At 58.9% G+C, this 19,799-nt stretch carries 20 protein-coding genes and 3 tRNA genes; 10 read left to right on the forward strand and 13 right to left on the reverse strand.

The window, feature by feature from the left end:
• Positions 1-866: 866 nt before the first annotated feature.
• From DFQ15_RS08125 to DFQ15_RS17055, 3 genes are all read left to right on the forward strand, one after another.
• The gene (locus DFQ15_RS08125; protein ID WP_233504350.1) at positions 867-2,099 is read left to right on the forward strand and encodes a DNA cytosine methyltransferase; all 1,233 of its coding nucleotides are present in this window, start codon (positions 867-869) and stop codon (positions 2,097-2,099) included.
• The gene (locus DFQ15_RS08130; protein WP_199399841.1) at positions 2,096-2,854 is read left to right on the forward strand and encodes a GIY-YIG nuclease family protein; all 759 of its coding nucleotides are present in this window, start codon (positions 2,096-2,098) and stop codon (positions 2,852-2,854) included. The genes DFQ15_RS08125 and DFQ15_RS08130 overlap by 4 nt, the downstream gene beginning before the upstream one ends.
• 837 nt (positions 2,855-3,691) lie before the next feature.
• Entirely contained in the window at positions 3,692-4,198 is a 507-nt protein-coding gene (locus tag DFQ15_RS17055) for a hypothetical protein (protein ID WP_146228683.1), read from the forward strand.
• On the opposite strand, the gene DFQ15_RS17060 is transcribed toward DFQ15_RS17055, so the two are convergent.
• Positions 4,195-4,671, reverse strand: coding sequence for a hypothetical protein (locus tag DFQ15_RS17060; RefSeq protein ID WP_146228684.1), 477 nt, complete (start codon positions 4,669-4,671; stop codon positions 4,195-4,197). The genes DFQ15_RS17055 and DFQ15_RS17060 overlap by 4 nt on opposite strands.
• A 106-nt stretch (positions 4,672-4,777) precedes the next feature.
• Here DFQ15_RS17060 and DFQ15_RS08135 point away from each other — a divergent pair, with 106 nt between their 5' ends.
• Together DFQ15_RS08135 and DFQ15_RS17065 are read left to right on the forward strand one after the other, a co-directional pair.
• Complete coding sequence (locus DFQ15_RS08135) at positions 4,778-5,032, forward strand: helix-turn-helix domain-containing protein (RefSeq protein ID WP_110465506.1); 255 nt, start codon at positions 4,778-4,780, stop codon at positions 5,030-5,032.
• A gap of 9 nt (positions 5,033-5,041) precedes the next feature.
• Positions 5,042-5,227, forward strand: a complete 186-nt coding sequence (locus DFQ15_RS17065; protein WP_146228685.1) for a hypothetical protein — start codon at positions 5,042-5,044, stop codon at positions 5,225-5,227.
• Positions 5,228-5,351: 124 nt separating this feature from the next.
• On the opposite strand, the gene DFQ15_RS17070 is transcribed toward DFQ15_RS17065, so the two are convergent.
• From DFQ15_RS17070 to folC, 10 genes are all read right to left on the reverse strand, one after another.
• Complete coding sequence (locus DFQ15_RS17070; RefSeq protein WP_146228686.1) at positions 5,352-6,458, reverse strand: hypothetical protein; 1,107 nt, start codon at positions 6,456-6,458, stop codon at positions 5,352-5,354.
• A gap of 232 nt (positions 6,459-6,690) precedes the next feature.
• A complete protein-coding gene (locus tag DFQ15_RS08140) occupies positions 6,691-7,836 on the reverse strand; it encodes a phage integrase SAM-like domain-containing protein (protein ID WP_158529026.1) in 1,146 nt (381 codons plus the stop codon).
• 220 nt (positions 7,837-8,056) lie between these two features.
• Positions 8,057-8,133 (reverse strand) — tRNA-Asp (locus DFQ15_RS08145).
• A gap of 54 nt (positions 8,134-8,187) precedes the next feature.
• Positions 8,188-8,263 (reverse strand) — tRNA-Glu (locus DFQ15_RS08150).
• 26 nt (positions 8,264-8,289) lie between these two features.
• A tRNA-Ala gene (locus DFQ15_RS08155) sits at positions 8,290-8,365 on the reverse strand.
• Between the two features lie 75 nt (positions 8,366-8,440).
• Positions 8,441-9,829: a glutamate--tRNA ligase gene (gltX, locus tag DFQ15_RS08160; RefSeq protein ID WP_110465508.1), complete on the reverse strand. Its 1,389-nt coding sequence runs from the start codon at positions 9,827-9,829 to the stop codon at positions 8,441-8,443.
• A gap of 19 nt (positions 9,830-9,848) precedes the next feature.
• Positions 9,849-11,360: an amidophosphoribosyltransferase gene (gene purF / locus DFQ15_RS08165; protein ID WP_110465509.1), complete on the reverse strand. Its 1,512-nt coding sequence runs from the start codon at positions 11,358-11,360 to the stop codon at positions 9,849-9,851.
• Positions 11,361-11,373: 13 nt separating this feature from the next.
• Positions 11,374-11,862 carry a CvpA family protein gene (locus DFQ15_RS08170; protein ID WP_110465510.1) on the reverse strand — a complete coding sequence of 163 codons (489 nt, stop codon included), beginning with the start codon at positions 11,860-11,862 and terminating at the stop codon, positions 11,374-11,376.
• A 12-nt stretch (positions 11,863-11,874) separates the two neighbouring features.
• Positions 11,875-12,750: an SPOR domain-containing protein gene (locus DFQ15_RS08175; protein ID WP_110465511.1), complete on the reverse strand. Its 876-nt coding sequence runs from the start codon at positions 12,748-12,750 to the stop codon at positions 11,875-11,877.
• Between the two features lie 13 nt (positions 12,751-12,763).
• Positions 12,764-14,095 (reverse strand): bifunctional tetrahydrofolate synthase/dihydrofolate synthase, encoded by a 1,332-nt coding sequence (folC, locus tag DFQ15_RS08180; RefSeq protein WP_110465512.1) that lies wholly within the window; start codon positions 14,093-14,095, stop codon positions 12,764-12,766.
• Positions 14,096-14,168: 73 nt separating this feature from the next.
• Here folC and DFQ15_RS08185 point away from each other — a divergent pair, with 73 nt between their 5' ends.
• Together DFQ15_RS08185 and DFQ15_RS08190 are read left to right on the forward strand one after the other, a co-directional pair.
• A complete protein-coding gene (locus DFQ15_RS08185) occupies positions 14,169-14,519 on the forward strand; it encodes an arsenate reductase (RefSeq protein ID WP_110465513.1) in 351 nt (116 codons plus the stop codon).
• Between the two features lie 148 nt (positions 14,520-14,667).
• Positions 14,668-15,405: a glycine zipper 2TM domain-containing protein gene (locus DFQ15_RS08190; protein ID WP_110465514.1), complete on the forward strand. Its 738-nt coding sequence runs from the start codon at positions 14,668-14,670 to the stop codon at positions 15,403-15,405.
• A gap of 113 nt (positions 15,406-15,518) precedes the next feature.
• Here the strand turns inward: DFQ15_RS08190 and DFQ15_RS08195 are convergent, their stop codons facing one another.
• Positions 15,519-16,364, reverse strand: coding sequence for an anti-sigma factor (locus DFQ15_RS08195; RefSeq protein WP_110465585.1), 846 nt, complete (start codon positions 16,362-16,364; stop codon positions 15,519-15,521).
• Positions 16,361-16,945 (reverse strand): RNA polymerase sigma factor, encoded by a 585-nt coding sequence (locus tag DFQ15_RS08200; protein ID WP_110465515.1) that lies wholly within the window; start codon positions 16,943-16,945, stop codon positions 16,361-16,363. The genes DFQ15_RS08195 and DFQ15_RS08200 overlap by 4 nt, the downstream gene beginning before the upstream one ends.
• 146 nt (positions 16,946-17,091) lie before the next feature.
• Here DFQ15_RS08200 and ppnP point away from each other — a divergent pair, with 146 nt between their 5' ends.
• From ppnP to DFQ15_RS17075, 3 genes are all read left to right on the forward strand, one after another.
• Positions 17,092-17,409, forward strand: coding sequence for a pyrimidine/purine nucleoside phosphorylase (gene ppnP, locus DFQ15_RS08205; protein ID WP_110465516.1), 318 nt, complete (start codon positions 17,092-17,094; stop codon positions 17,407-17,409).
• A gap of 128 nt (positions 17,410-17,537) precedes the next feature.
• On the forward strand, positions 17,538-18,893 hold the full coding sequence (gene argG / locus DFQ15_RS08210; RefSeq protein ID WP_110465517.1) for an argininosuccinate synthase: 1,356 nt from the start codon (positions 17,538-17,540) through the stop codon (positions 18,891-18,893).
• Between the two features lie 412 nt (positions 18,894-19,305).
• A complete protein-coding gene (locus tag DFQ15_RS17075; protein WP_146228687.1) occupies positions 19,306-19,719 on the forward strand; it encodes a hypothetical protein in 414 nt (137 codons plus the stop codon).
• The last annotated feature ends 80 nt before the right edge of the window (positions 19,720-19,799 follow it).

A 19,799-nucleotide genomic window follows, 5' to 3' on the forward strand; every position in this document is an offset into this window, starting at 1 on the left:
CTAGAGCGTGTTATGCCCGTCGACGTACCCGCGAAAGCCGGGCAGAGGCCCGGCGGCAATGCGCAGGACACGTCGCGGTATGGATACCGCAAGCGGACTGCAACGCGGCAGCCGGGCCTCTGCCCGGCTTTCCCGAAGGTGTGTCAAAGTGCATAACACGCGCTAGCCGCGACCGGTAGGCCAGAATCGCCACCCCGGCCGTTGCTGATCTTGGTGGAGCGTCTGGCCAACCCGCCGGCATTCGCCGACGTGTCGGAGGAACGTTCGCTCAAGGTCCTGGCGTACCGCGCACCGTCCCTGGACCGGTCCGCCGACGCGTCCCGCTCGCCACAGGCACTGACACACAGTGCGGACAGGGGCGCACATCCGCACTCCGCCACGTACTTCCGAATCTTCTCGGCGCGCATGCGCAAGATCTGGCGTCGGCGGTCTGGGCAGACCCGAGCCGGGAGGCCTGCGTCCTGGATGCACCGGCGATGCGGCGGAGCAGAAGAGGCAAATGTGCAGTTCACGCCACGTCTGGGCGGCTTCCGGTTCTGGCACCACGGGCCGGCTCGAATCAAAGGCTTCCCACCCAGGCATGAAGCCGCACCGGGCGGCAGTGTCGAAACGAAGCCGAAAGCGAAAAGGCCCCACCATTTCTGGTGCGACCTTTTGATTTCCTTGTGGAAATTTGGCGGAGTGGACGGGACACGTCCGCCCGCTCAAAAAATCCATAAAAATCAACAGCTTGGAAGCGTTCAAGCGAAAAATCTCGCTACCGTAAATGCTACCACATTCGCTAACTCGTGAGGATCATATGAACACCCCCCAACACCGGTCAGCAAATTCCGACGACTCAATCGGAAGGTTGGGGGTGTCTTGCTATGATTCTTGAAGTCAACAAAGTTAGCAACAACATGGCAACTAGCCCTCAACTAGACGACGGCACCAACATGGCACAGAGTGGCACTTTCTACGAGTTCTTCGCGGGTGGAGGGATGGCGCGAGCTGGGCTAGGCGAAGGCTGGACCTGTACGTTTGCCAATGACATTAGCGAAAAAAAGGCTGAGTCTTATCGCTCTAATTGGGGTGATGATCATCTGACCGTTGACAACGTCTACAACTTGACAGTCGACAATCTACCCGGTATAGCAGATCTGGCTTGGGGGTCCTTCCCATGTCAAGACCTTTCTCTCGCTGGTAACGGTCAAGGACTCAAAGGGGAGCGCAGCAGCGCATTCTGGGGGTTTTGGAAGTTAATTCAAGCCTTGAAGAAAGACGGTCGTAAGCCTAGGTCCATAGTTCTTGAAAACGTTTATGGCACCTTGACTTCGCATGATGGCAAAGACTTTGAACAAATTGCAAAGGCAGTGGTGCGCGAAGGCTATGTGTTTGGTGCACTAGTCATAGATGCCGTTTACTTTGCACCCCAATCACGACCTCGGCTCTTCATTGTTTGTGTGGCAGCTGATGCATTAGTGCCTAACTGCACTAATACTGCACTGCCATCACCAGCATGGCACCCTGATGCTGTTATTCGTGCATATAACAGATTGTCTAAAACTGCGAAGTCTGCTTGGAAATGGTGGAATCCAGCGCTTCCCACACAGCACGTAGCGACGTTAGACGACATCATTGAGCGTGAGCCCACCGGTGTACGCTGGCACACAAACGAAGAGACCGATAACCTCATTGCCATGATGACTGATGTCAATAGACGGAAAGTTATCGAAGCGCAGGCGACTGGAAAGACTAAGGTAGGAACAATCTACAAACGCACAAGGAACAGTGTACAGCGGGCTGAGGTAAGATTCGATGGTATTGCAGGTTGCTTGCGCACTCCTGCTGGTGGCTCAAGTCGCCAAACTATTATGGTTGTGAATGGGCCAAATGTCCGAACACGCCTTGTTTCACCTCGTGAAATGGCAAGGTTGATGGGTCTCCCGGAAACTTACAAACTTCCTGAACGCTATAACGACACATACCATCTGCTTGGTGATGGCGTTGTAGCCCCGGTTGTAACGCACATTCGAGAGCATATACTTTCGCCTATTCTGCTTGCTAATTCAAGTGCAAATGCCGGAACGTCGTTGCTGACACAGAGGAAGCGGGCTTGAACCGATTTAACATTTATCCAACTTTTGGACTTACCTCACCTGGCGAAGACGCCATTAATGGTGTAACTCCAAACGTCCGTACCTCCCAGTTGCCGTTTGAAACGGAGGCACTTCGCTTAGAGCTTGCTCGATTCCTAAATTACGCACAGACATTTCCAGACGGACAAACGCGCCGTATTGGCGGAATAACTTGGGGCGTTTACGCATTTTTTGACTACGATAACGAGCCAATTTATGTCGGACAAACTAAGGAATCGCTTGGCACCCGCATCAGGCGTCATTTGACGAATCAGCGGACTGACGCTGTTGCGATGAATGTACTTGACCCTTTTGAAGTTCATACAATTGAAGTTTGGCCTCTTCCTCAATTTGACAGAGTGCCTTCAAGCAATGTGCAAGCTGTGCAGCATTTGAATGCGCTTGAAGCTGCCGTGTACAACGAGCTTTTATCTCAATCGGCGTTTGGTGTTGTGCTAAATGAAAAGGACCCCCCGTATACCAACATACAAGTTCCATTTCCCGATTCTTTTAGAGGTCGAATAGTTTCGGCAGAAGTAAGTCGCTTGCGGGACCACCCAGATTTGCGGCTTGCGAGACGGGCATTAACTTTGGCAAAACTTGCACAAGTCATTAGCGAACGCAAAGTTCAACTTGGCTTGAGAAGGACTTTGTTAGCACAAGCAACTCGATTACAGCAGTTGGCAAATGCACGGATGAACAATGCAGCGGACATACCTGATCATGAAGCCGATTGACCATCTCTAGGAGCTCACCCACTCCCAGTGATTTTTTTCAACTATCCTTTCTTCCCGCACTTTCGCCCAACCTAAGCGGAGAGTTTCAAAACGAGTTGGAGCGGCTACTGTGCCAATCGGCCGCTGAACTGTGTACCCACCAGTTTTGAACCTAAGGACAAGCCGATCTCCGGATTTCCCGCTAATGTAAAGCGACGCGGTGAATATCTCCCCAGAGCGTGTACGTAATAAGCGCCGCTCCGCACCTCCTGCGGCCCTATCCTGCTCAATTGCCGCTGCTGACATGCTATTTTGCGCCATACAAACCTTTAAGTGAGTTGTTCAATTAGGATCAGCAATTTATTAGAGGAATAAAAAAAGATAAAAGGCCGTTGAAGGCCTTTTACTTGCTCCTGACATCCAATAATACCACCCACGGAATTAAGCATATTCCCATAATACAAATAATTAGTAGTTTGTCAAGTGGTGCAGCCAAAATATTTCAAGAGTAGCCTGATTTTCATCTTATAAGTTCTGTACCTCTGTTTGTACCACCAAAACCGAGCACTGGCGCGGCTTTCCGGAGGTTCGAGTACCTCTGTGTGTATCTCACGATGTCAAGCGGTACCAGTGAAACTCAATGTTGGCGCGGGTTTCCAGGGGGTTGTGTACCGGTCGCGCTATTGTTGAATACATCATTGATGACAATTGGTATTACGCGAAGGAATAGCGCTTATTGTATGATAATAGAAATACGGTCAAGTCATTTCTACGAAGTAGAAATAAATGGCGTCGAAAATAAATTTGACATTTTCAAAAAATTGATTATCTCAATCTCCATACCACCTGGGGATTTGGATGACAACAGAATTTATAAATATAAGTGCAAAAGCACTGACGGCGCTGCTAAAAGCCGAAATTACTGATTATGACCGTAAGGTTTATCTAGTGTTGGCAAAGAATGCCACTTTCAAGTATAACGTGTACGGAGTTTACAGGAAGCAAACTTACTCCACACTTGCAGGCATCGTTAATGCCGCAACTGATGAGGACAAAGCAGTTATACATTTGCAACGCTCTCTCAAACGTCTAGAAAAATCAGGTCTTGCAAAAACTTTGAATTCAAAGAGTGAGTTGATTATTACTCTGGACCCTACTGCAACACTCGCAACGGTGGTTTCAGCCATCGAAAATGACCGGGAAGCGTTTAACATATTTCAACAACGCATCGACGAATTGGCAAGCAACCTCAAAATCGCAATAAAGCCTGTCAAAAGATCCGTAGACCAATTATCGGAGCTAGATGATATCGAGGTGCCTCTATTCCCTGGGGACCTCCTAAATGGTCATTTAGGTGGGTCTTAAGACCATGTCATACCAGAAGCATCGCGAATTTCTTGTGCTACCGCACCGGCAAGTGCAATGGTTACATACTTGCCAATTGCAATCTCTGTGCCGTGCGAATTTGCAAGCACAAAAGCACTATTCCCAAAATTGGACGTTCCGATATGGGTAATATCCTTGAACGGTAACTTTTTGCCTTCGAAGGTAATTCCAACCAACGGTTTGATTTTGATTTCGAATGTTCCCTTGTAAAGGATGAACAACATCCAAATCCAAACTCCAATACCCACTACGAACGGCACACCACTCAAACTGTTGCCAAGAATCATTGAGATCATAGCGCTACCAATCATCGTGGCAGGCAACAGACCCATGCCAATCAGAAGACCCAGTGCAGCGGACGGCCCGCCAAACCTTGAAGTGCGGTACTTCAATGTGATTGTTCCATCTTCAGCCACAGTCCTCTCGTAGCCCTTCGTAAAACTGCTTTCCATAGCACCCTCGTATAGGTAGTGCAGGCTGAACCACTCATCCTGCTATGCGAATCGTACACAAAAAGGTCAATTCGACCTATTCCGTATTGGTCTATAGCGTGGTTAGATGGTCGAGTCCATCCATCACAGACGCTACGTTGTATTAAGACAACACATCAAGCAACTTCGCAAGAGTGCGGGTCTGACACAGGCACAGCTTGCCGAAAAACTTGGTCAGGACCAATCCTATGTCTCTAAGATTGAGAGAGGCGAGCGCTACGTGGATGTACTGCTGTACATCGATTGGTGTTTTGCTTGTGGATTTCAGCCAGCCCAAAAAATCCAAATTTTGGAGACGACTGATTTTTTAAATTTAAAATAATGGAGTTTTATGATCCCTTCATTTGTTTATGCAGCACTTGTCCTTGTTCCGGGCTCAATAATCGGTATCTTTGCTGTATTTATAGCAGAATACTTCAAAGAAAAGCTTAGCCCACTTGCTTATGTATTTATTTTAATCGAAGGCGTTGTAATTTGTCTGGTATCTTTTTATTTGGCGGCAAAACTGCTACCTTAGTAGCCAGCACAAATAAAGACCCCACATAATCATCGCAGCATAACCTACGACATAAACTATAATATTTATTTTTCTGTTGTTTTTCATTACTATGAAATAACATAAAATAAGCGCCTGTCAAGGTTTATTTCCATCTATATGAGTCTATATTGTTTATAACAAGGGGTAAACTCCTGTGTTTTTCGTTAATATACGGCAATATCTCTTTTATTTCACGACTTAGCAACTCATTGTCCTTTGCGTAACTCTGAGATATTCTTCTCTCTTTTTCTAATTCGTCTCTTAGGCCTTTGGCAATGTTATCGGCCTCAACTACCAGTGCCACAGCCTTTTTTCTCTCCCCAGCTACGTATTTAGTTGCAGTCGTCTTGATTTTCTGCACTTGTGTGTAGGCCTCAATCGTCGGTTTATGCCACTGCTTCACTGCATTTTTTGTAGCGGTAGCCACAAAGGCACCTAGCTTATTGCCCAAACTCGTAGCACTCTGTATCCCTTCTGCTAGGCCATCGTTATACCCTTGTAATCTGGCCTCATCGTAAATCTTCTGTCTGGTCTCTTTGACCATAGCATCGATTTTCGCTTTCGCTTTCGCTTTCGATTGGACCCAGCCTGCACGGGTCATACGGGCCCTTTTAGGCCCAAAACGCAGTTGACCATACCTAGACCCTACCTTTAAGAAAAAATCGTCCTGAAAGGCTCTCATACCGTCTACATAAGCAGCATTTTGTTCGCCCTTACTTAATTTTGCGATTTTCGCTTGCCTAGCTCGAGACTTGCCCGAGTGGATTGAATCAAACTTCTCGCCAGCCAATGGCACTACATAATAATGGCAGTGGCGGAACGCCTCGTCTGTGTGTTCCACAACAGATTTCAAACGGCCTCCGTATTTGCCTTTAAGATAACTCACGGTATCCTGCTTGTATCGGTTCCACTGGTCTTGGGGCATTTCATCATCGACTGAGAAAACCCCCGCTATGATAATGGGAGCATCTTTCCGCAATTTCCTACCGATTTCATCGGTTGAGTTATTGCCCCATACAGTAGCCATCGCCAAGACTTCGTCTGGCGATATGCCAAAAACTGGCTTCGGTTTTTGTGGCTCTGCAACGTGGGGGCAAGCCCCTTGCTTTCTATTAACTTCGTCCATAATCGACTGCGCATTATGGCCTCCAGTTTTAGTTTTTCCAGCCTCTCGCGCGTAGCATTCTTCGTGTATATATTGATAGCTCATATAATCATTATATTGATTATCGAGCGAATAGCAAGCCCTACTGTAGTTGTTTTTGTATTATAAATATTCCGCGTAGTTGTCTAAGCATAGGGACCGACTATGCTTATTACACTGCGTTCCATAAGCGCCGGCCCTGCGGGGCTTTAACGCCTTCGGCGACTCGATGCTGTCCATCTATTCCGCACGTAAAAAAAGATCCTGACGGAGCTTTGTTTTATCGGCGGCCATCTTTCTACAATTTATACTCTGCCAGCCCTGCGAGCTTTAACAGCTTCAACTGTGCTGGATGGACTAGCTTTGCCAATTCATCCAGGTTATATTTTCTGGAATACGTCGCGACGTTTACCGCCTCGATTTCGTGCCCAAGCATTTGGCATCGCGGCTCATATTCAACGCCGGCTTTCATATAGAAATCGTTTGCAAACTTACGCAGAGAGTGGAAGCAGAGCTTATGCCCCGTAATTCGCAGGCCTTTCAAAAGCCGTGAGAATTTCTGCCCTGCGGCATTTCCGGTACCTTTCCCCTCCCTTGAAGCGTACTTAAATACACCCTCCGTCCTGTCTTTAAGATAGTTGCCCAGGCCCAGCTGCGAAAACACCACCGCCGGTAGCGGTATTTCTCGCTTGCCGGCCTGAGTCTTGGCGTCTCGTATAACAATGAACCGGTTGCCGGTTTCTGTCGTTTTAAACTGCGAAGCAGTGAGGCTTGTAATTTCTCCGATACGGCAGCCGGTAATCAGTCCAAGCAAAGAAGCGTAGTAAAAATCTGGATCGCGGTGCCTCTCGCGCTTGTAGCTCTCGCTTTTAAACAGCAGCGCAATATCGTCTGACTCAAAGATGCCATAACCGCCATCCCGTTTTTGGCGCTTTGTTAGCAGGTTACGGCCTTCGGCCGGGTTCTTGCCGTGTACATAACCCTGTGTAACTCCATGGTTCAACACTGAGCGCAGATAGCCGACCTTGCTGTCAATCGTGCGCGCAGTGTTGCCGCGAGCTTCTGCAAGGTGCTCTTGATAGCGTGTGACATCGCTTGGCATCAACTCGTTAACTGTCAGCCGCTTCTGCAAGAATTTCTCGAATTCCTTCACTGTATTTCGCATCGCAAGCACAGATGCTGGGCGCAGCTTGCGCAGTAGCAGGAACTTATCCAACAGCTCCGAGAGCGTCAGCCCTGCCACTCGGGCAGGAGCTACAACAACCGACCCCACCCCCTCGGCTCGCGCTTCGGCGCGTGGAACTGTGCGCAGCGCTTGCATCGCTTCCATCATTCGGGCGTGGTCGTCTGAGTCGGTGGCTTTCGCAATACCCCGCTCTAAGTCCAACTCATAGGGGGACAGCGGCCCCGATAGGTCAAAGTCGGAGAGCTTGGGCTTAGTCATCTCAATCGCTCGCAGGAGTGCCAAGGCTCGCAGTTTAGCTGTGGCAGGGTCTGAGGTTCGTAGAGAGCGCTTGAACTGCCGCGAACCGATGCGCGTATGAAGATAGTACGAGCCGGCGCGGAGATAGATAGGCAAACTGAGCATTGATGCTACCGAGTTTGCTACCAAGCACAATGGGAAAAGCCCTGCAAGTCGTTGACCTGCAAGGCTTTTCTTTTAATGGCGGAGTGGACGGGACTCGAACCCGCGACCCCCGGCGTGACAGGCCGGTATTCTAACCAACTGAACTACCACTCCTGGTAGGCAGCTTCCGCGCCCGCAGCGAACTGCGGGAACCAAGCGCTACGAACTTGGCGACCCTACGGGGATTCGAACCCCGGTACTCACCGTGAAAGGGTGATGTCCTAGGCCTCTAGACGATAGGGTCAAAACCTTGGAACTTCCGAACAGAAATGGTGGAGGTAAACGGGATCGAACCGATGACCTCTTGCATGCCATGCAAGCGCTCTCCCAGCTGAGCTATACCCCCATCTGTCTTGAACCTGCTTTGCGTTTCGCGCATTGCTTGTTGTCAACTTCTGAGCCTTGAATTATATACAGGTTCTCAGCGCTTTCGCAAACGCTCCAACAAAATTTGCCGATCGAGCAATTCGAGGACCGCATCGACCGACGGCGTGTGCGCCGTGCCCATCGCCAGCACCCGCACCGGCATCGCCAGCTGGGGCATCTTGATGCCGTGCGCAGCCAGCGTTTCCTTGATCGACGCGGCGATCGCGGCCCTGGTCCATTCGCAGGTGGCGAGCTTGTCGGCCAGCGTGTCGACGGCGGGCAGCGCTGCGGCGGTGAGGTGCTGGTTGCGCTCCTCGTCCGATGCCGCAACGTCCTTGTAGAAGCGCGCAGCCCACTCGGCCAGGGCGACGGTCGTGTCGCAACGGTCTTTCACCAAGCCGCAGATGCGCGGCAGCCGGTCGTCGGTTTCCACGCCAATGCGGCGGAGCCGGTCGGCGACCAGGGGCGCGAGTGCTTCGTCGGCCATCGCCTTCAAATGCTGGGCGTTCACCCAGCGCAGCTTGGCTTCGTCGAACTGGGCGGCGCTGCGGCCAAGATGGTCCAGGTCGAACCACTCCAGGAACCGCGCGCGGCTGAAGATCTCGTCGTCGCCGTGGCTCCAGCCCAGGCGGGCCAGGTAGTTGACCATCGCCTCGGGCAGGTAGCCCTCGTCGCGATACTGCGTCACCGGCTTGGCGCCGTTGCGCTTGCTCATCTTCTCGCCCTGCTCGTTCAGGACGGTGGGCAGGTGGGCATACACCGGCGGCGTCTTGCCGAGGGCTTCGAAGATGTTGATCTGGCGCGGCGTGTTGTTGACGTGGTCGTCGCCGCGGATCACGTGGGTGATCGCCATGTCGATGTCGTCGACCACCACGCAGAAGTTATAGGTGGGCGTGCCGTCGGGCCGGGCGATCACCAGGTCGTCCAGTTCCAGGTTGGAGATCTCGATCCGGCCCTTGACCTTGTCGTCCCAGGCCACGACACCCTCCTGCGGGTTCTTGAAGCGCAGCACCGGCCGCACGCCTTCGGGAACGGCCGGCAGGGTCTTGCCGGGCGCGGGGCGCCAGGTGCCATCGTAGCGCGGCTTTTCCTTGGCGGCCATCTGCTTCTCGCGCAACGCGTCGAGCTCGGCCACCGAGGTGTAGCAGGGGTAGACGTGGCCCGCTGCCTGCAATTCGGCCAGCACCGCCATGTACCGCTCCATCCGCTCCATTTGGTAGAACGGGCCCTCGTCGTGGTCCAGGCCCAGCCAGGCCATGCCTTCCAGGATCACGTCGACCGACGCCTGGGTGGAACGCTCGACGTCGGTGTCTTCGATCCGCAGGATGAATTCGCCGCCGGTGGAACGGGCGAAGGCCCACGGGTACAGGGCCGAGCGGATGTTGCCCAGGTGGATGAAGCCGGTGGGCGACGGAGCGAAGCGGGTGCGGGTGCGTTGGGTCATCGTGGAACGGGTGCCGGCCTCAGGCGGGTTGGGCGTTGGGCAGTGCGAGGCGCGAGGTGTCCTCGTCGGTGAAGGGCTCTTCCTGGCCGATCCGCGCCTCGTTGATCCGCGTTATGTCGTCGGGGTTGATGTCGCCGGTGACGTAGATTCCGTCGAAGCACGATGCATCGAAGCCGCTCAGTTCGGGGTTGAGCGAGCCGATCGCCTTCTTCATGCCCTCGACGTCCTGGTAGATCAGCGCGTCGCAGCCGATCAGCTGACGCACTTCCTCGACGGTGCGGCCCGCCGCGACCAGCTCGGTGCTGGTGGGCATGTCGATGCCGTAGACGTTCGGGTAGCGCACCGGCGGCGCGGCGCTCGCCAGATAGACTTTGTTGGCGCCGGCGTCGCGCGCCATCTGCACGATCTCGCGGCTGGTGGTGCCGCGCACGATCGAATCGTCCACCAGCAGCACGTTGCGGCCCTTGAATTCGCTGCCTATCACGTTGAGCTTCTGGCGCACCGATTTCTTGCGCACGCCCTGGCCCGGCATGATGAAGGTGCGGCCGACATACCGGTTCTTGACGAAGCCTTCGCGGTACGGGATGCCGAGCAGGTGCGCGAGCTGGGTGGCGCTCGGGCGGCTCGATTCGGGGATCGGGATCACCACGTCGATCTCGCTCGGAGGCACGGTGGACACCACCCGCTTGGCCAGCGCCTCGCCCAGATTCAGGCGGGCCTGGTAGACCGAGATGTCGTCCAGCACCGAATCGGGCCGCGCCAGGTACACGAACTCGAAGATGCACGGATAGAGCGCCGACTGGGCCGCGCACTGCTGCGCATGCAGCGTGCCGTCGGTGTCGACGAAGATCGCTTCGCCCGGCTCCACGTTGCGCTCGAACACATAGCCCGAGCCTTCGAGCGCGACCGATTCGCTGGCCACCATGACGGTGCCGTCGGGGCTGCGGCCGATGCACAGCGGCCGGATGCCGAACGGATCGCGGAACGCCAGCAGGCCGTGGCCGGCGATCAGCGCGACCACCGCGTAGGAGCCTTTCACCCGCTGGTGCACATGGCGCACCGCGGCGAAAACCTCTTCGGCCTTCAGCGGCACGCCGCGGGTCGAGCGCTCTAGTTCGTGGGCGAACACGTTGAGCAGCACTTCGGAGTCGCTGTCGGTATTGGTGTGGCGGTGGTCGGTGAGGAACAGCTCGCTGCGCAGCTCGGCCGCGTTGGTCAGGTTGCCGTTGTGCACCAGCACGATGCCGAAGGGCGCGTTGACGTAGAAGGGCTGGGCCTCTTCCTCGCTGTAGGCGTTACCGGCGGTGGGATAGCGGACCTGGCCCAGGCCGATGTTGCCCGGCAGGCCGCGCATGTTGCGGGTGCGGAACACGTCGCGCACCATGCCCTTGGCCTTGTGCATGAAAAACTTGCGTTCCAGCTGGGTCACGATGCCGGCGGCATCCTGCCCGCGGTGCTGCAGCAGCAGCAGTGCGTCGTAGATGAGCTGATTGACGGGCGTCTTGCTGACTACGCCAACGATTCCACACATGGGAGCACCAACCTTATCGAGGGAGAAAACGAACCAACGCGTCCGGCAGCACCGGTGCCAGCGCTGCCAGCCCCGCGCGCAGCAGCGGCGCGCTCTGCGACGCCTGCCACCAGGGCATGCCCTTGAGACCGGTCGTCTCTATCACCACCGTGGCGGCCAGCAGCAGGACGCCGGCCCGTACCACACCGAATACCGCGCCCAGACTGCGGTCCACCGGGCCGAGGCCCACGGTGACGATCAGCTTGCGCATCAGCGAGGCCACCAGTCCGCATGCAAAAGCCGCGCCGATAAAGACGATCACGAAGCCCGCCGCATACCGGGCCGAATCGCCCGGAACGCCGAAAGGCAATCCGTCGGCCACCGCCGGCGCCCACCATTGGGCGCAGAAGAACGCCACCACCCAGCCGAGCAGAGACAGCACCTCGAACGCCAGCCCCCGCCAAAGCCCCAGCAGGAGCGACGCGAACAGGAGCGCCGCGAAAATCCAATCGACCGCAGCCATCGCGCGGCGAACTCACAGCGCGAGGATGCTCGCGGGCAGATCGAGCCCGCGGATGCGCGCCGCCGCTTGGTCGGCCTCGGCCCGGTTCGCGAACGGACCCACGCGCACCCGGTGGCGCTTGCCCTCCTTGGTGTCGACCGACTGCACATAGGTCTTGAGCCCGCTGCGGGCCAGCTTGGCGCGCGCCTCCTGGGCCTTGGCGGTGTCGCCGAAGGCGCCGACCTGCACGACGAAGCGGGCGGAGCCGGCATCGGACGCAGCGGCGGCAGGGCTGTTGTCGGCCACGGCAGCGGCCGGCGGCACGGTGCGACCTTCCAGCAGCGCCCGGGCGCGGGCCGCATCGTCGGCACGGGCCACGGCCGCGGGCGCATGGCGCGCCTCGGGCTTGGTTTCGGGCTTGGCTTCGCGCTTGGGCGGGGCGGCGGCCACACGCGGCGTCTCCACCTTCGGCGGGGGTGGTTCCTTGCGCGTCTCGACCACCGGGGTATCGGCGGGCTTGGCCGCAGGCTGCGTTCCGGCCGTAGCATTCACCGGTGCCGAAGAGACGATCTCTTCGCCTTCGTCCAGCCCGGCGGCCGAAGCGGGCGCGGGCTGTTTCTTGGCGGCCTCGGCAGCTGCGCGGTTCTCCGGAAGCACAAGTGCCGGCGTCTTGTTGCGGTCGGGGATGGAGATCTGGATGTCGACCGGGATCGGCCGGGGCTGCGTGTCGAACAGCATCGGGAAGCCGATCACGCCTAGCGCGACCAGCACCGTGGCGCCGATCAGCCGGTGGCGGGCACGCCGGCGAAGCACGGCCGCGCTCTCGGCCTGCGGCATCCGGCGCGACCGCGGCGCCTTGGTGTCGTCCTGCCCTTTGCGGCCTGGCCAGCGGAACTTGAAAAAAGCCATGAGGTGCGAAGAACTAGCCGAGGTGCTTGGCGTGCAGGCGCGGTACGCCGTCCTGCAGCACGCCACCCACGGTATGGAACGAGCCAAAGACCACGATTCTATCAGCCGGGTCCGCGGCGGCCACCGCCGCGTCTAGCGCCGCACGGGGTCCGGGGAAGGCCTGTGCGGGAACGTTGCGCCGTCCGCCGGCCACCATCTGCAGGGCGTTCCACTTGCCGCAGAGGTGGGTGGCGGTCTCGGCGCGGGAGATCGGCAGGTCGGTGAAGTACCAGCGATCCACCAGAGAAGAAATGCGGGCCAGCATCGGCCCCAGGTCTTTGTCGGCCATGGCACCGAAGACGGCGTGCGTCGTCGGAAAGAAGCCCATCTCGTCGAGGTTCTCGGCCAGGGCCGCGACCGAGTGCGGGTTGTGGGCCACGTCCAGCACCAGGGTGGGTTGGCCCGGCACGATCTGGAAGCGGCCGGGCAGCTCGACCAGCGCCAGGCCGGTGCGCACCGCCTGGGCGGTGACCGGCAGCCGGTCCCGTAGCGCCTCGAAGGCGGCCAGCACACCGGCGGCATTGACCAGCTGGTTGGCGCCGCGAAGGGCCGGGTAGGCCAGCCCGCTGTAGCGCCGACCGCGGCCCGCCCAGCCCCACTGCTGCTTGTCGCCGGAAATATTGAAATCCGTCCCGGTGCGCCAGACGTCGGCACCGATCGCCTCGGCATGGCGCAGCACGCTGGCGGGCGGCGCCGGGTCGCTGATGACCGCCGGCCGGCCGGGCCGCAGGATGCCGGCCTTCTCGAAGCCGATCAGCTCCCGGGTGTTGCCCAGGAAGCCGGCGTGGTCGATGTCGATGCTGGTGATGATGGCGCAGTCGGCATCGACGATATTGGTGGCGTCCAGCCGGCCGCCCAGGCCCACCTCCAGCACCACCACATCGAGGCCCGCCTGCGACAGCAGCCGCAGGATGACCAGGGTGGTGAACTCGAAATAGGTGAGCGACACCTCTGCCTGCAATCCGCCCTGAGCTCCGCCCCCCTGAGTGCGGGACCGCTCCACCGCCGCGAAATGCGGCAGCAGCGCGTCGGCCGACACGATCTCGCCGCGCACCCGGCAGCGCTCCTCGAAATGCACCAGGTGGGGCGAGGTGTAGAGGCCCGTCTTCCAGCCGGCCTGCAGCGCGATCGCCTCGAACATAGCGCAGGTCGAGCCCTTGCCGTTGGTGCCCGCGACGGTGACGACAGGGCAGTCGAAGCGCAGATCCAGGCGACGGGCCACTTCGCGCACGCGGTCGAGCCCCATTTCGATCCCGATGGGGTGCAGGCGCTCGCAGTGGACGAGCCAGTCGGACAGTGTGTGCATGGGAGCGGGATTGTCGCCCACCGGGAACCGGGTCTACGCGCAGGCACCACCCGACCTGGCGACAATCGGGGGCATGACCCTGCTCTACGGCATCCCGAACTGCGACACGGTGAAAAAGGCGCGCGCCTGGCTGGCCGACCACGGCGTCGCCTACCGCTTCCACGATTTCAAGAAGGACGGCGTGCCCGAGGCGGCACTCGACCGCTGGCGCGTCGCCGTGGGCGACGAACTGCTGCTGAACCGCCGCGGCGCCACGTGGCGCGGCCTGGACCCGGCCGTCCAGGCCGCCGCCGGCACCGAGGTCGGTGCGCGCAGCCTGATGCTGTCGCATGCCAGCGTCATCAAGCGCCCGGTGGTCGAATGGCCCGACGGCGGCGTCACCGCGGGTTTCGACGCGCAGGACTGGCAGGCACGGATCGGCTGATCTACGGGGGCTTTACCTGCGCGCCGTCAACCGGGGGCCGGCGACGAACATTTACAGAGCGTCACCGGTCCAGCGGCACGGAACCGGCCCGGGTCTCTAAACTCCAATCTCCGAAGGAGCGCAGGCGCGCTTCGATGAAGGATTCCTCATGAAAACGGTATCGGCTTTCACCATGCTGGCCCTGGCCGCCGGTGGCGTCGCCGCGCAAAACGGTGGCTCCGGCGAGATGGGGCGCGTGCTTTCGGTCACGCCGGTGGTCCAGCAGGTGGCGGTGCCGCAACAGTACTGCGGCACCCAACAAGTCGTGACCCAGGCGCCCCGCACCGGCGCGGGCGCGGTGATGGGAGCGGTGGCCGGCGGGGTGCTCGGCAACGCGATCGGCCATGGCGGCGGACGGGCGGCGGCCACGGCGCTGGGCCTGGTGGGCGGTGCGGTGCTGGGCAACAACATCGAAGGCCCCGGTGCCACCCAGGTGCAGAACGTGCAGAACTGCTCGACCCAGACCTCGTACGAGAACCGCACCGTCGGCTACGACGTCGCCTACGAATATGCCGGCCGCCGCTACAACACCCGCATGGCCAGCGATCCGGGCCAGTGGGTGCCGGTGCAGGTGGGGGCCGTCCAGGGCAACGGCTACGACGGCAACGGCGGAGCGAGCTACGGCACCCAGCAACCCGCCTACCAGAATCCCGCCCCGGCCTATACCGAGCCCGGCGTCGTGGTGCCCTCGTACTACAGCACGCCCACGACGGTCATCGCCTCGCCTCCGGTGGTGTACGCCCCCAGCTACTACGCGGCACCGACCTATGCACCCGCCTACGTGGCGCCGATCGGCATGTCGCTCAATCTGGGCTACAGCCGCGGTTATGGACGGGGCTGGCGCTGAGCGCCGGCCGTCGCCCCGTGAACCAAAAGGGAGCCCAGGGCTCTTTTTTATGCCGATCGTTGCCATAGCCGGCGCCGATCACCGACTTCCAGCTATCGAATCGATAGCAACACTTAGAGCGTAGTCTTCAGCAAGGGTCCCTTGAACAGGATCGGCCCGGTCGGTCCGCTGCCGGCCGGCACGCCGCCCTTGGGCTCCAAACTGATCGCGAGCGCCGGCACGTCGGCCACTTGGCCGGCGGCGGCGCTGACCTGCATCATCCGATCGGGGCCCATCACGCCGAGTGACTGCGGCCCGCCCGAGGGAGGCAGCGCCCACAGTTGCAGCGACTTGTCGGAAGCCTCATGGTAGCCGCCGACACGCTTCATCGTCAGCTGACGCTTGACCGGGTCGAAGGTGACCAGGACCGAAGCGGCCGACGCTTCGTCCTGAAGCACCGCCACGTATTCCAGGTGGGAAGAGTTCTGCAGTTGCACCGAGGTCTGCTGCAGCTGGGTGGACGTCTGCTGCAGTTGCGCGGTGAGCGTCGCTTCCTGGGTGCGGGCCTGCGCCAGCGCGGTGCTCTGCTGCTCCACCTGCCCGTCGAGCCGCACCGCGACCAGCACCGCCGCCGCCGCGGCAAGACCGCCGGCCATCGCGGCACCACGCCACAGGCTCAGCGCCCGGCGCAGCTGCTCGACCAATGCGGACGAGATCGAACTGGTGGCCGCGACGGCCTGCTGTCGAACCGCGTTCAGCTGGATCTCGATCCGTTTCCAGACGTTGGCGCTCGGACGGTCGGGCGGCAGCAGCTCGGTCATCGAGCCGAAGCATTCCTGCCATACCAGGGCACGAGCCCGGATGTGGGCGTTCTCGCGGGCCATCGTCTCGAAACGGCGGCGCGCGCCGCCGCGCAGGGTACCCAGCGCGTGGCTGGCGGCCAATTGGTCGAGAAGATCGGGGTTGTTGCGAAGGTTCATGCGTGCCTCGCCATGCACTGGCGCAGTTGCTCCAAGCCCCGGCGGATCCAGGTCTTGACGGTGCCCAGGGGTAACTTCAATTGCGTGGACAGCTCGCCGTGGCTCAGGTCGCGCATATAGGCCAGGCTGACCACCTCGCGCTGCTTGGCCTCGAGGCGCGAAAGGCACTGCCCCAGGGCGAAGGCCTGCTCGCTCAGTTCCGCCGCGTCGGCGGGGTCGGCGCCGTCGCCGGCTACCGTGTCCTGGATGTAGTCGTCGAGCTCCAAGCCATGGTCGGCCCGTTCGCTGGTGCGCCGCCGCAGAAAATCGAGCGCGCGGCTGCGCACGATAACGCCCATCCACGCCATCGGCGGGCTCAGGCTGACACGGTAGTCGCCGGCGATGCGCCAGATGTTGAGGAAAGCCTCCTGCAGCACATCTTCGGCCCAGTTCCTGTTGCCGGTCACCCGAAGGGCCACGCCGTAGAGGCGCGACGAGGTGGCGTCGTACAGCTCGCGCAGCGCAGCGGCTGCGTCGTTGTCGTGGGCGGAGATGCGCTGCATAAGGTCGATCAGGATTTGGTCGGGGTGTTTTGCAGGCATCCTGCAATTGTGGCCGATGCATTCATTACGCGGTCGTTTCGCGATCGGATGCAGCTGCATGCGGAAGCGCGAAGTGGCGCCGGCGACACGCCTAAAATCAGCGGTTCGTTCCTCGCGGCCACTCTTGCGGAAAGCAGCAGCCCCTCATGACCACCAAAACCTTCGACGGCGTCTCCGTCAGCACCCAGGCCAGCGTCTACTTCGACGGCAAATGCGTCAGCCACGGCATCACCCTGGCCGACGGCACCCGGAAATCGGTGGGCGTGGTCCTGCCGGCCGCGCTGACCTTCAACACCGGCGCGCCCGAGACCATGGAATGCGTGGCCGGCAGCTGCGAGTACCGGCTGGCCGGCACCAGCGACTGGAAGCGTTCCGGCCCCGGCGAAACGTTCGGCGTGCCGGGCAACTCCAGCTTCGACATCCGCGTGACCGAGCCCTACCACTACATCTGCCACTTCGGTTGAAAAAAGGGCGCCCTGCGCCTCTTGCGCGGGCCGATCGCGCACCTGGGGTCCTCACCGTACAAACGTACGGCTACGGCGCCAGCCCCCCCCCCTTTTTTTACCGACCGCCCAAGAAACACCAACACGCCATGTCCACCATCCTCCAACACGTGCCCGCCGGCCAGAAGGTCGGCATCGCCTTCTCCGGCGGACTCGACACCAGCGCCGCACTGCACTGGATGAAGAACAAGGGCGCCCTGCCCTACGCCTACACCGCAAACCTGGGCCAGCCCGACGAGCCCGACTACGACGAAATCCCGCGCAAGGCGAAGGAGTACGGCGCCGAGCTGGCCCGCCTGATCGACTGCCGCCAACAGCTGGCGACCGAAGGCCTCGCCGCCCTGCAAGCCGGCGCCTTCCACATCTCGACCGCCGGCGTGACCTACTTCAACACCACGCCGCTCGGTCGCGCGGTGACCGGCACCATGCTGGTGGCCGCCATGAAGGAAGACGACGTCCACATCTGGGGAGACGGCAGCACCTTCAAGGGCAACGACATCGAGCGCTTCTACCGCTACGGCCTGCTGACCAACCCCGCGCTCAAGATCTACAAGCCCTGGCTCGACCAGGTCTTCATCGACGAGCTGGGCGGCCGCGCCGAGATGTCGGCGTTCATGACCAAGGCCGGCTTCGGCTACAAGATGAGCGCCGAGAAGGCATACAGCACCGACAGCAACATGCTGGGCGCGACGCACGAGGCGAAGGACCTGGAGCACCTCTCCACCGGCATGAAGATCGTCAACCCGATCATGGGCGTGGCCTTCTGGAAGGACGAAGTCTCCGTCGCTCGCGAGGAAGTCACCGTGCGCTTCGAGGAAGGCCGCCCGGTCGCCCTCAACGGCCAGGAATACCCCGACCTGGCCGAGCTGATCCTGGAGGCCAACCGCATCGGCGGCCGCCACGGCCTGGGCATGAGCGACCAGATCGAGAACCGCATCATCGAGGCCAAGAGCCGCGGCATCTACGAGGCCCCCGGTTTGGCGCTGCTGTTCATCGCCTACGAGCGGCTGGTCACCGGCATCCACAACGAGGACACGATCGAGCAGTACCGCGAAAACGGCCGCAAGCTCGGCCGCCTGCTCTACCAGGGCCGCTGGTTCGACCCCCAGGCCATCATGCTGCGTGAAACCGCCCAGCGCTGGGTGGCCCGCGCCGTCACCGGCGAGGTGACGGTCGAACTGCGCCGCGGCAACGACTATTCGATCCTGAACACCGTTTCGTCCCACCTGACCTACAAGCCCGAGCGCCTGTCGATGGAAAAGGTGGAAGACGCCCCGTTCTCGCCGGCCGATCGCATCGGCCAGCTGACGATGCGCAACCTGGACATCGTGGATACGCGGGACAAGCTGGCGATCTACACCAAGGCCGGTTTACTGACAGTGGGGAGTGGAACTGCGCTGCCTCAGTTGAACAACGAGACGCCCCCCAAAAGCAGTGCCCTTTAATGCACATGTAACAGTATGTGGGGCTTATCCGTCTCAACTCTCGCATCACGGCACCTGGCCCGAAAAGTAGATAGCGTGTCTCATCTATGCAATCGTCCGTGATTCGGGGGATATGGCTCAGCAAACCGTGACTTCAATCCAATACAAAGCGTTGCACTTACGACGTGGAAACGCCTTGCAAAGGCAAGCCATATCAGGAACCATATACCCAGAATCTAGCGATTCGATTCCACATGACTCCATATAGCCGACTGTCCAGATTCCGGGGTCACATTTCATCTTGTTAAATTAACGAACCCCGCGATCGCCGTTCGTTTTTTTGTCCGATGTTTTCGCTATGACCGAGCAATGTGGAATATTCAGGACCATAGTTCCATCAACCCGCAACATTTTTTACAGTGAAGGCTCTCTCATGGCTCGACGTAAATCGTATCCACCTTGCTTCAACAGCCGAACAATTACTATCAACATTGCGGCCAGCCTTTTCTTGGCTAGCCATGTCATGGCGGCGCAGGCCGATATGCCAGATGCCACTAAATCTAATACATACACCGGGCCCCATGCCTTGGTGAACGAATCGGGCCATTGTGCGAAAATCGAATTTAAACTGGTTTCCGGGGAAAGCAAAATCCTTTTCTTGAGCGACGATAGCGTGGACACGACTGATGAGATGACCCATTATGTCGATGTGCCCGTTACTTTTTATACCGGTGCGAATACTCAAAAAAATGGAGACGATGTTCAGTGCGAAGGAGACGTTTTAAAGCCCACAAACATAAAAGTACGCCATAAATTTGTTGTGCTTACGTCGGATGATGTTTCTTAGTACGTAGTTGGCTATGCTAGGCGATCCGCACCGCGACGTGTTCGCTCAAGGCTTCACGCGCGCCTTGAGCACAAGGCTCG

The sequence above is a fragment of the Xylophilus ampelinus genome (assembly GCF_003217575.1).
Taxonomy (GTDB): Bacteria; Pseudomonadota; Gammaproteobacteria; order Burkholderiales; family Burkholderiaceae_C; genus Xylophilus; species Xylophilus ampelinus.

Coding starts and splice junctions, on each gene's coding strand:
- DFQ15_RS08125 (WP_233504350.1), top strand. CDS start 867: ATGATTCTTGAAGTCAACAAAGTTAGCAACAACATGGCAACTAGCCCT.
- DFQ15_RS17055 (WP_146228683.1), top strand. CDS start 3,692: ATGACAACAGAATTTATAAATATAAGTGCAAAAGCACTGACGGCGCTG.
- DFQ15_RS17060 (WP_146228684.1), bottom strand. CDS start 4,671: ATGGAAAGCAGTTTTACGAAGGGCTACGAGAGGACTGTGGCTGAAGAT.
- DFQ15_RS08135 (WP_110465506.1), top strand. CDS start 4,778: ATGGTCGAGTCCATCCATCACAGACGCTACGTTGTATTAAGACAACAC.
- DFQ15_RS17065 (WP_146228685.1), top strand. CDS start 5,042: ATGATCCCTTCATTTGTTTATGCAGCACTTGTCCTTGTTCCGGGCTCA.
- DFQ15_RS17070 (WP_146228686.1), bottom strand. CDS start 6,458: ATGAGCTATCAATATATACACGAAGAATGCTACGCGCGAGAGGCTGGA.
- DFQ15_RS08140 (WP_158529026.1), bottom strand. CDS start 7,836: ATGACTAAGCCCAAGCTCTCCGACTTTGACCTATCGGGGCCGCTGTCC.
- gltX (WP_110465508.1), bottom strand. CDS start 9,829: ATGACCCAACGCACCCGCACCCGCTTCGCTCCGTCGCCCACCGGCTTC.
- purF (WP_110465509.1), bottom strand. CDS start 11,360: ATGTGTGGAATCGTTGGCGTAGTCAGCAAGACGCCCGTCAATCAGCTC.
- DFQ15_RS08170 (WP_110465510.1), bottom strand. CDS start 11,862: ATGGCTGCGGTCGATTGGATTTTCGCGGCGCTCCTGTTCGCGTCGCTC.
- DFQ15_RS08175 (WP_110465511.1), bottom strand. CDS start 12,750: ATGGCTTTTTTCAAGTTCCGCTGGCCAGGCCGCAAAGGGCAGGACGAC.
- folC (WP_110465512.1), bottom strand. CDS start 14,095: ATGCACACACTGTCCGACTGGCTCGTCCACTGCGAGCGCCTGCACCCC.
- DFQ15_RS08185 (WP_110465513.1), top strand. CDS start 14,169: ATGACCCTGCTCTACGGCATCCCGAACTGCGACACGGTGAAAAAGGCG.
- DFQ15_RS08190 (WP_110465514.1), top strand. CDS start 14,668: ATGAAAACGGTATCGGCTTTCACCATGCTGGCCCTGGCCGCCGGTGGC.
- DFQ15_RS08195 (WP_110465585.1), bottom strand. CDS start 16,364: ATGAACCTTCGCAACAACCCCGATCTTCTCGACCAATTGGCCGCCAGC.
- DFQ15_RS08200 (WP_110465515.1), bottom strand. CDS start 16,945: ATGCCTGCAAAACACCCCGACCAAATCCTGATCGACCTTATGCAGCGC.
- ppnP (WP_110465516.1), top strand. CDS start 17,092: ATGACCACCAAAACCTTCGACGGCGTCTCCGTCAGCACCCAGGCCAGC.
- argG (WP_110465517.1), top strand. CDS start 17,538: ATGTCCACCATCCTCCAACACGTGCCCGCCGGCCAGAAGGTCGGCATC.
- DFQ15_RS17075 (WP_146228687.1), top strand. CDS start 19,306: ATGGCTCGACGTAAATCGTATCCACCTTGCTTCAACAGCCGAACAATT.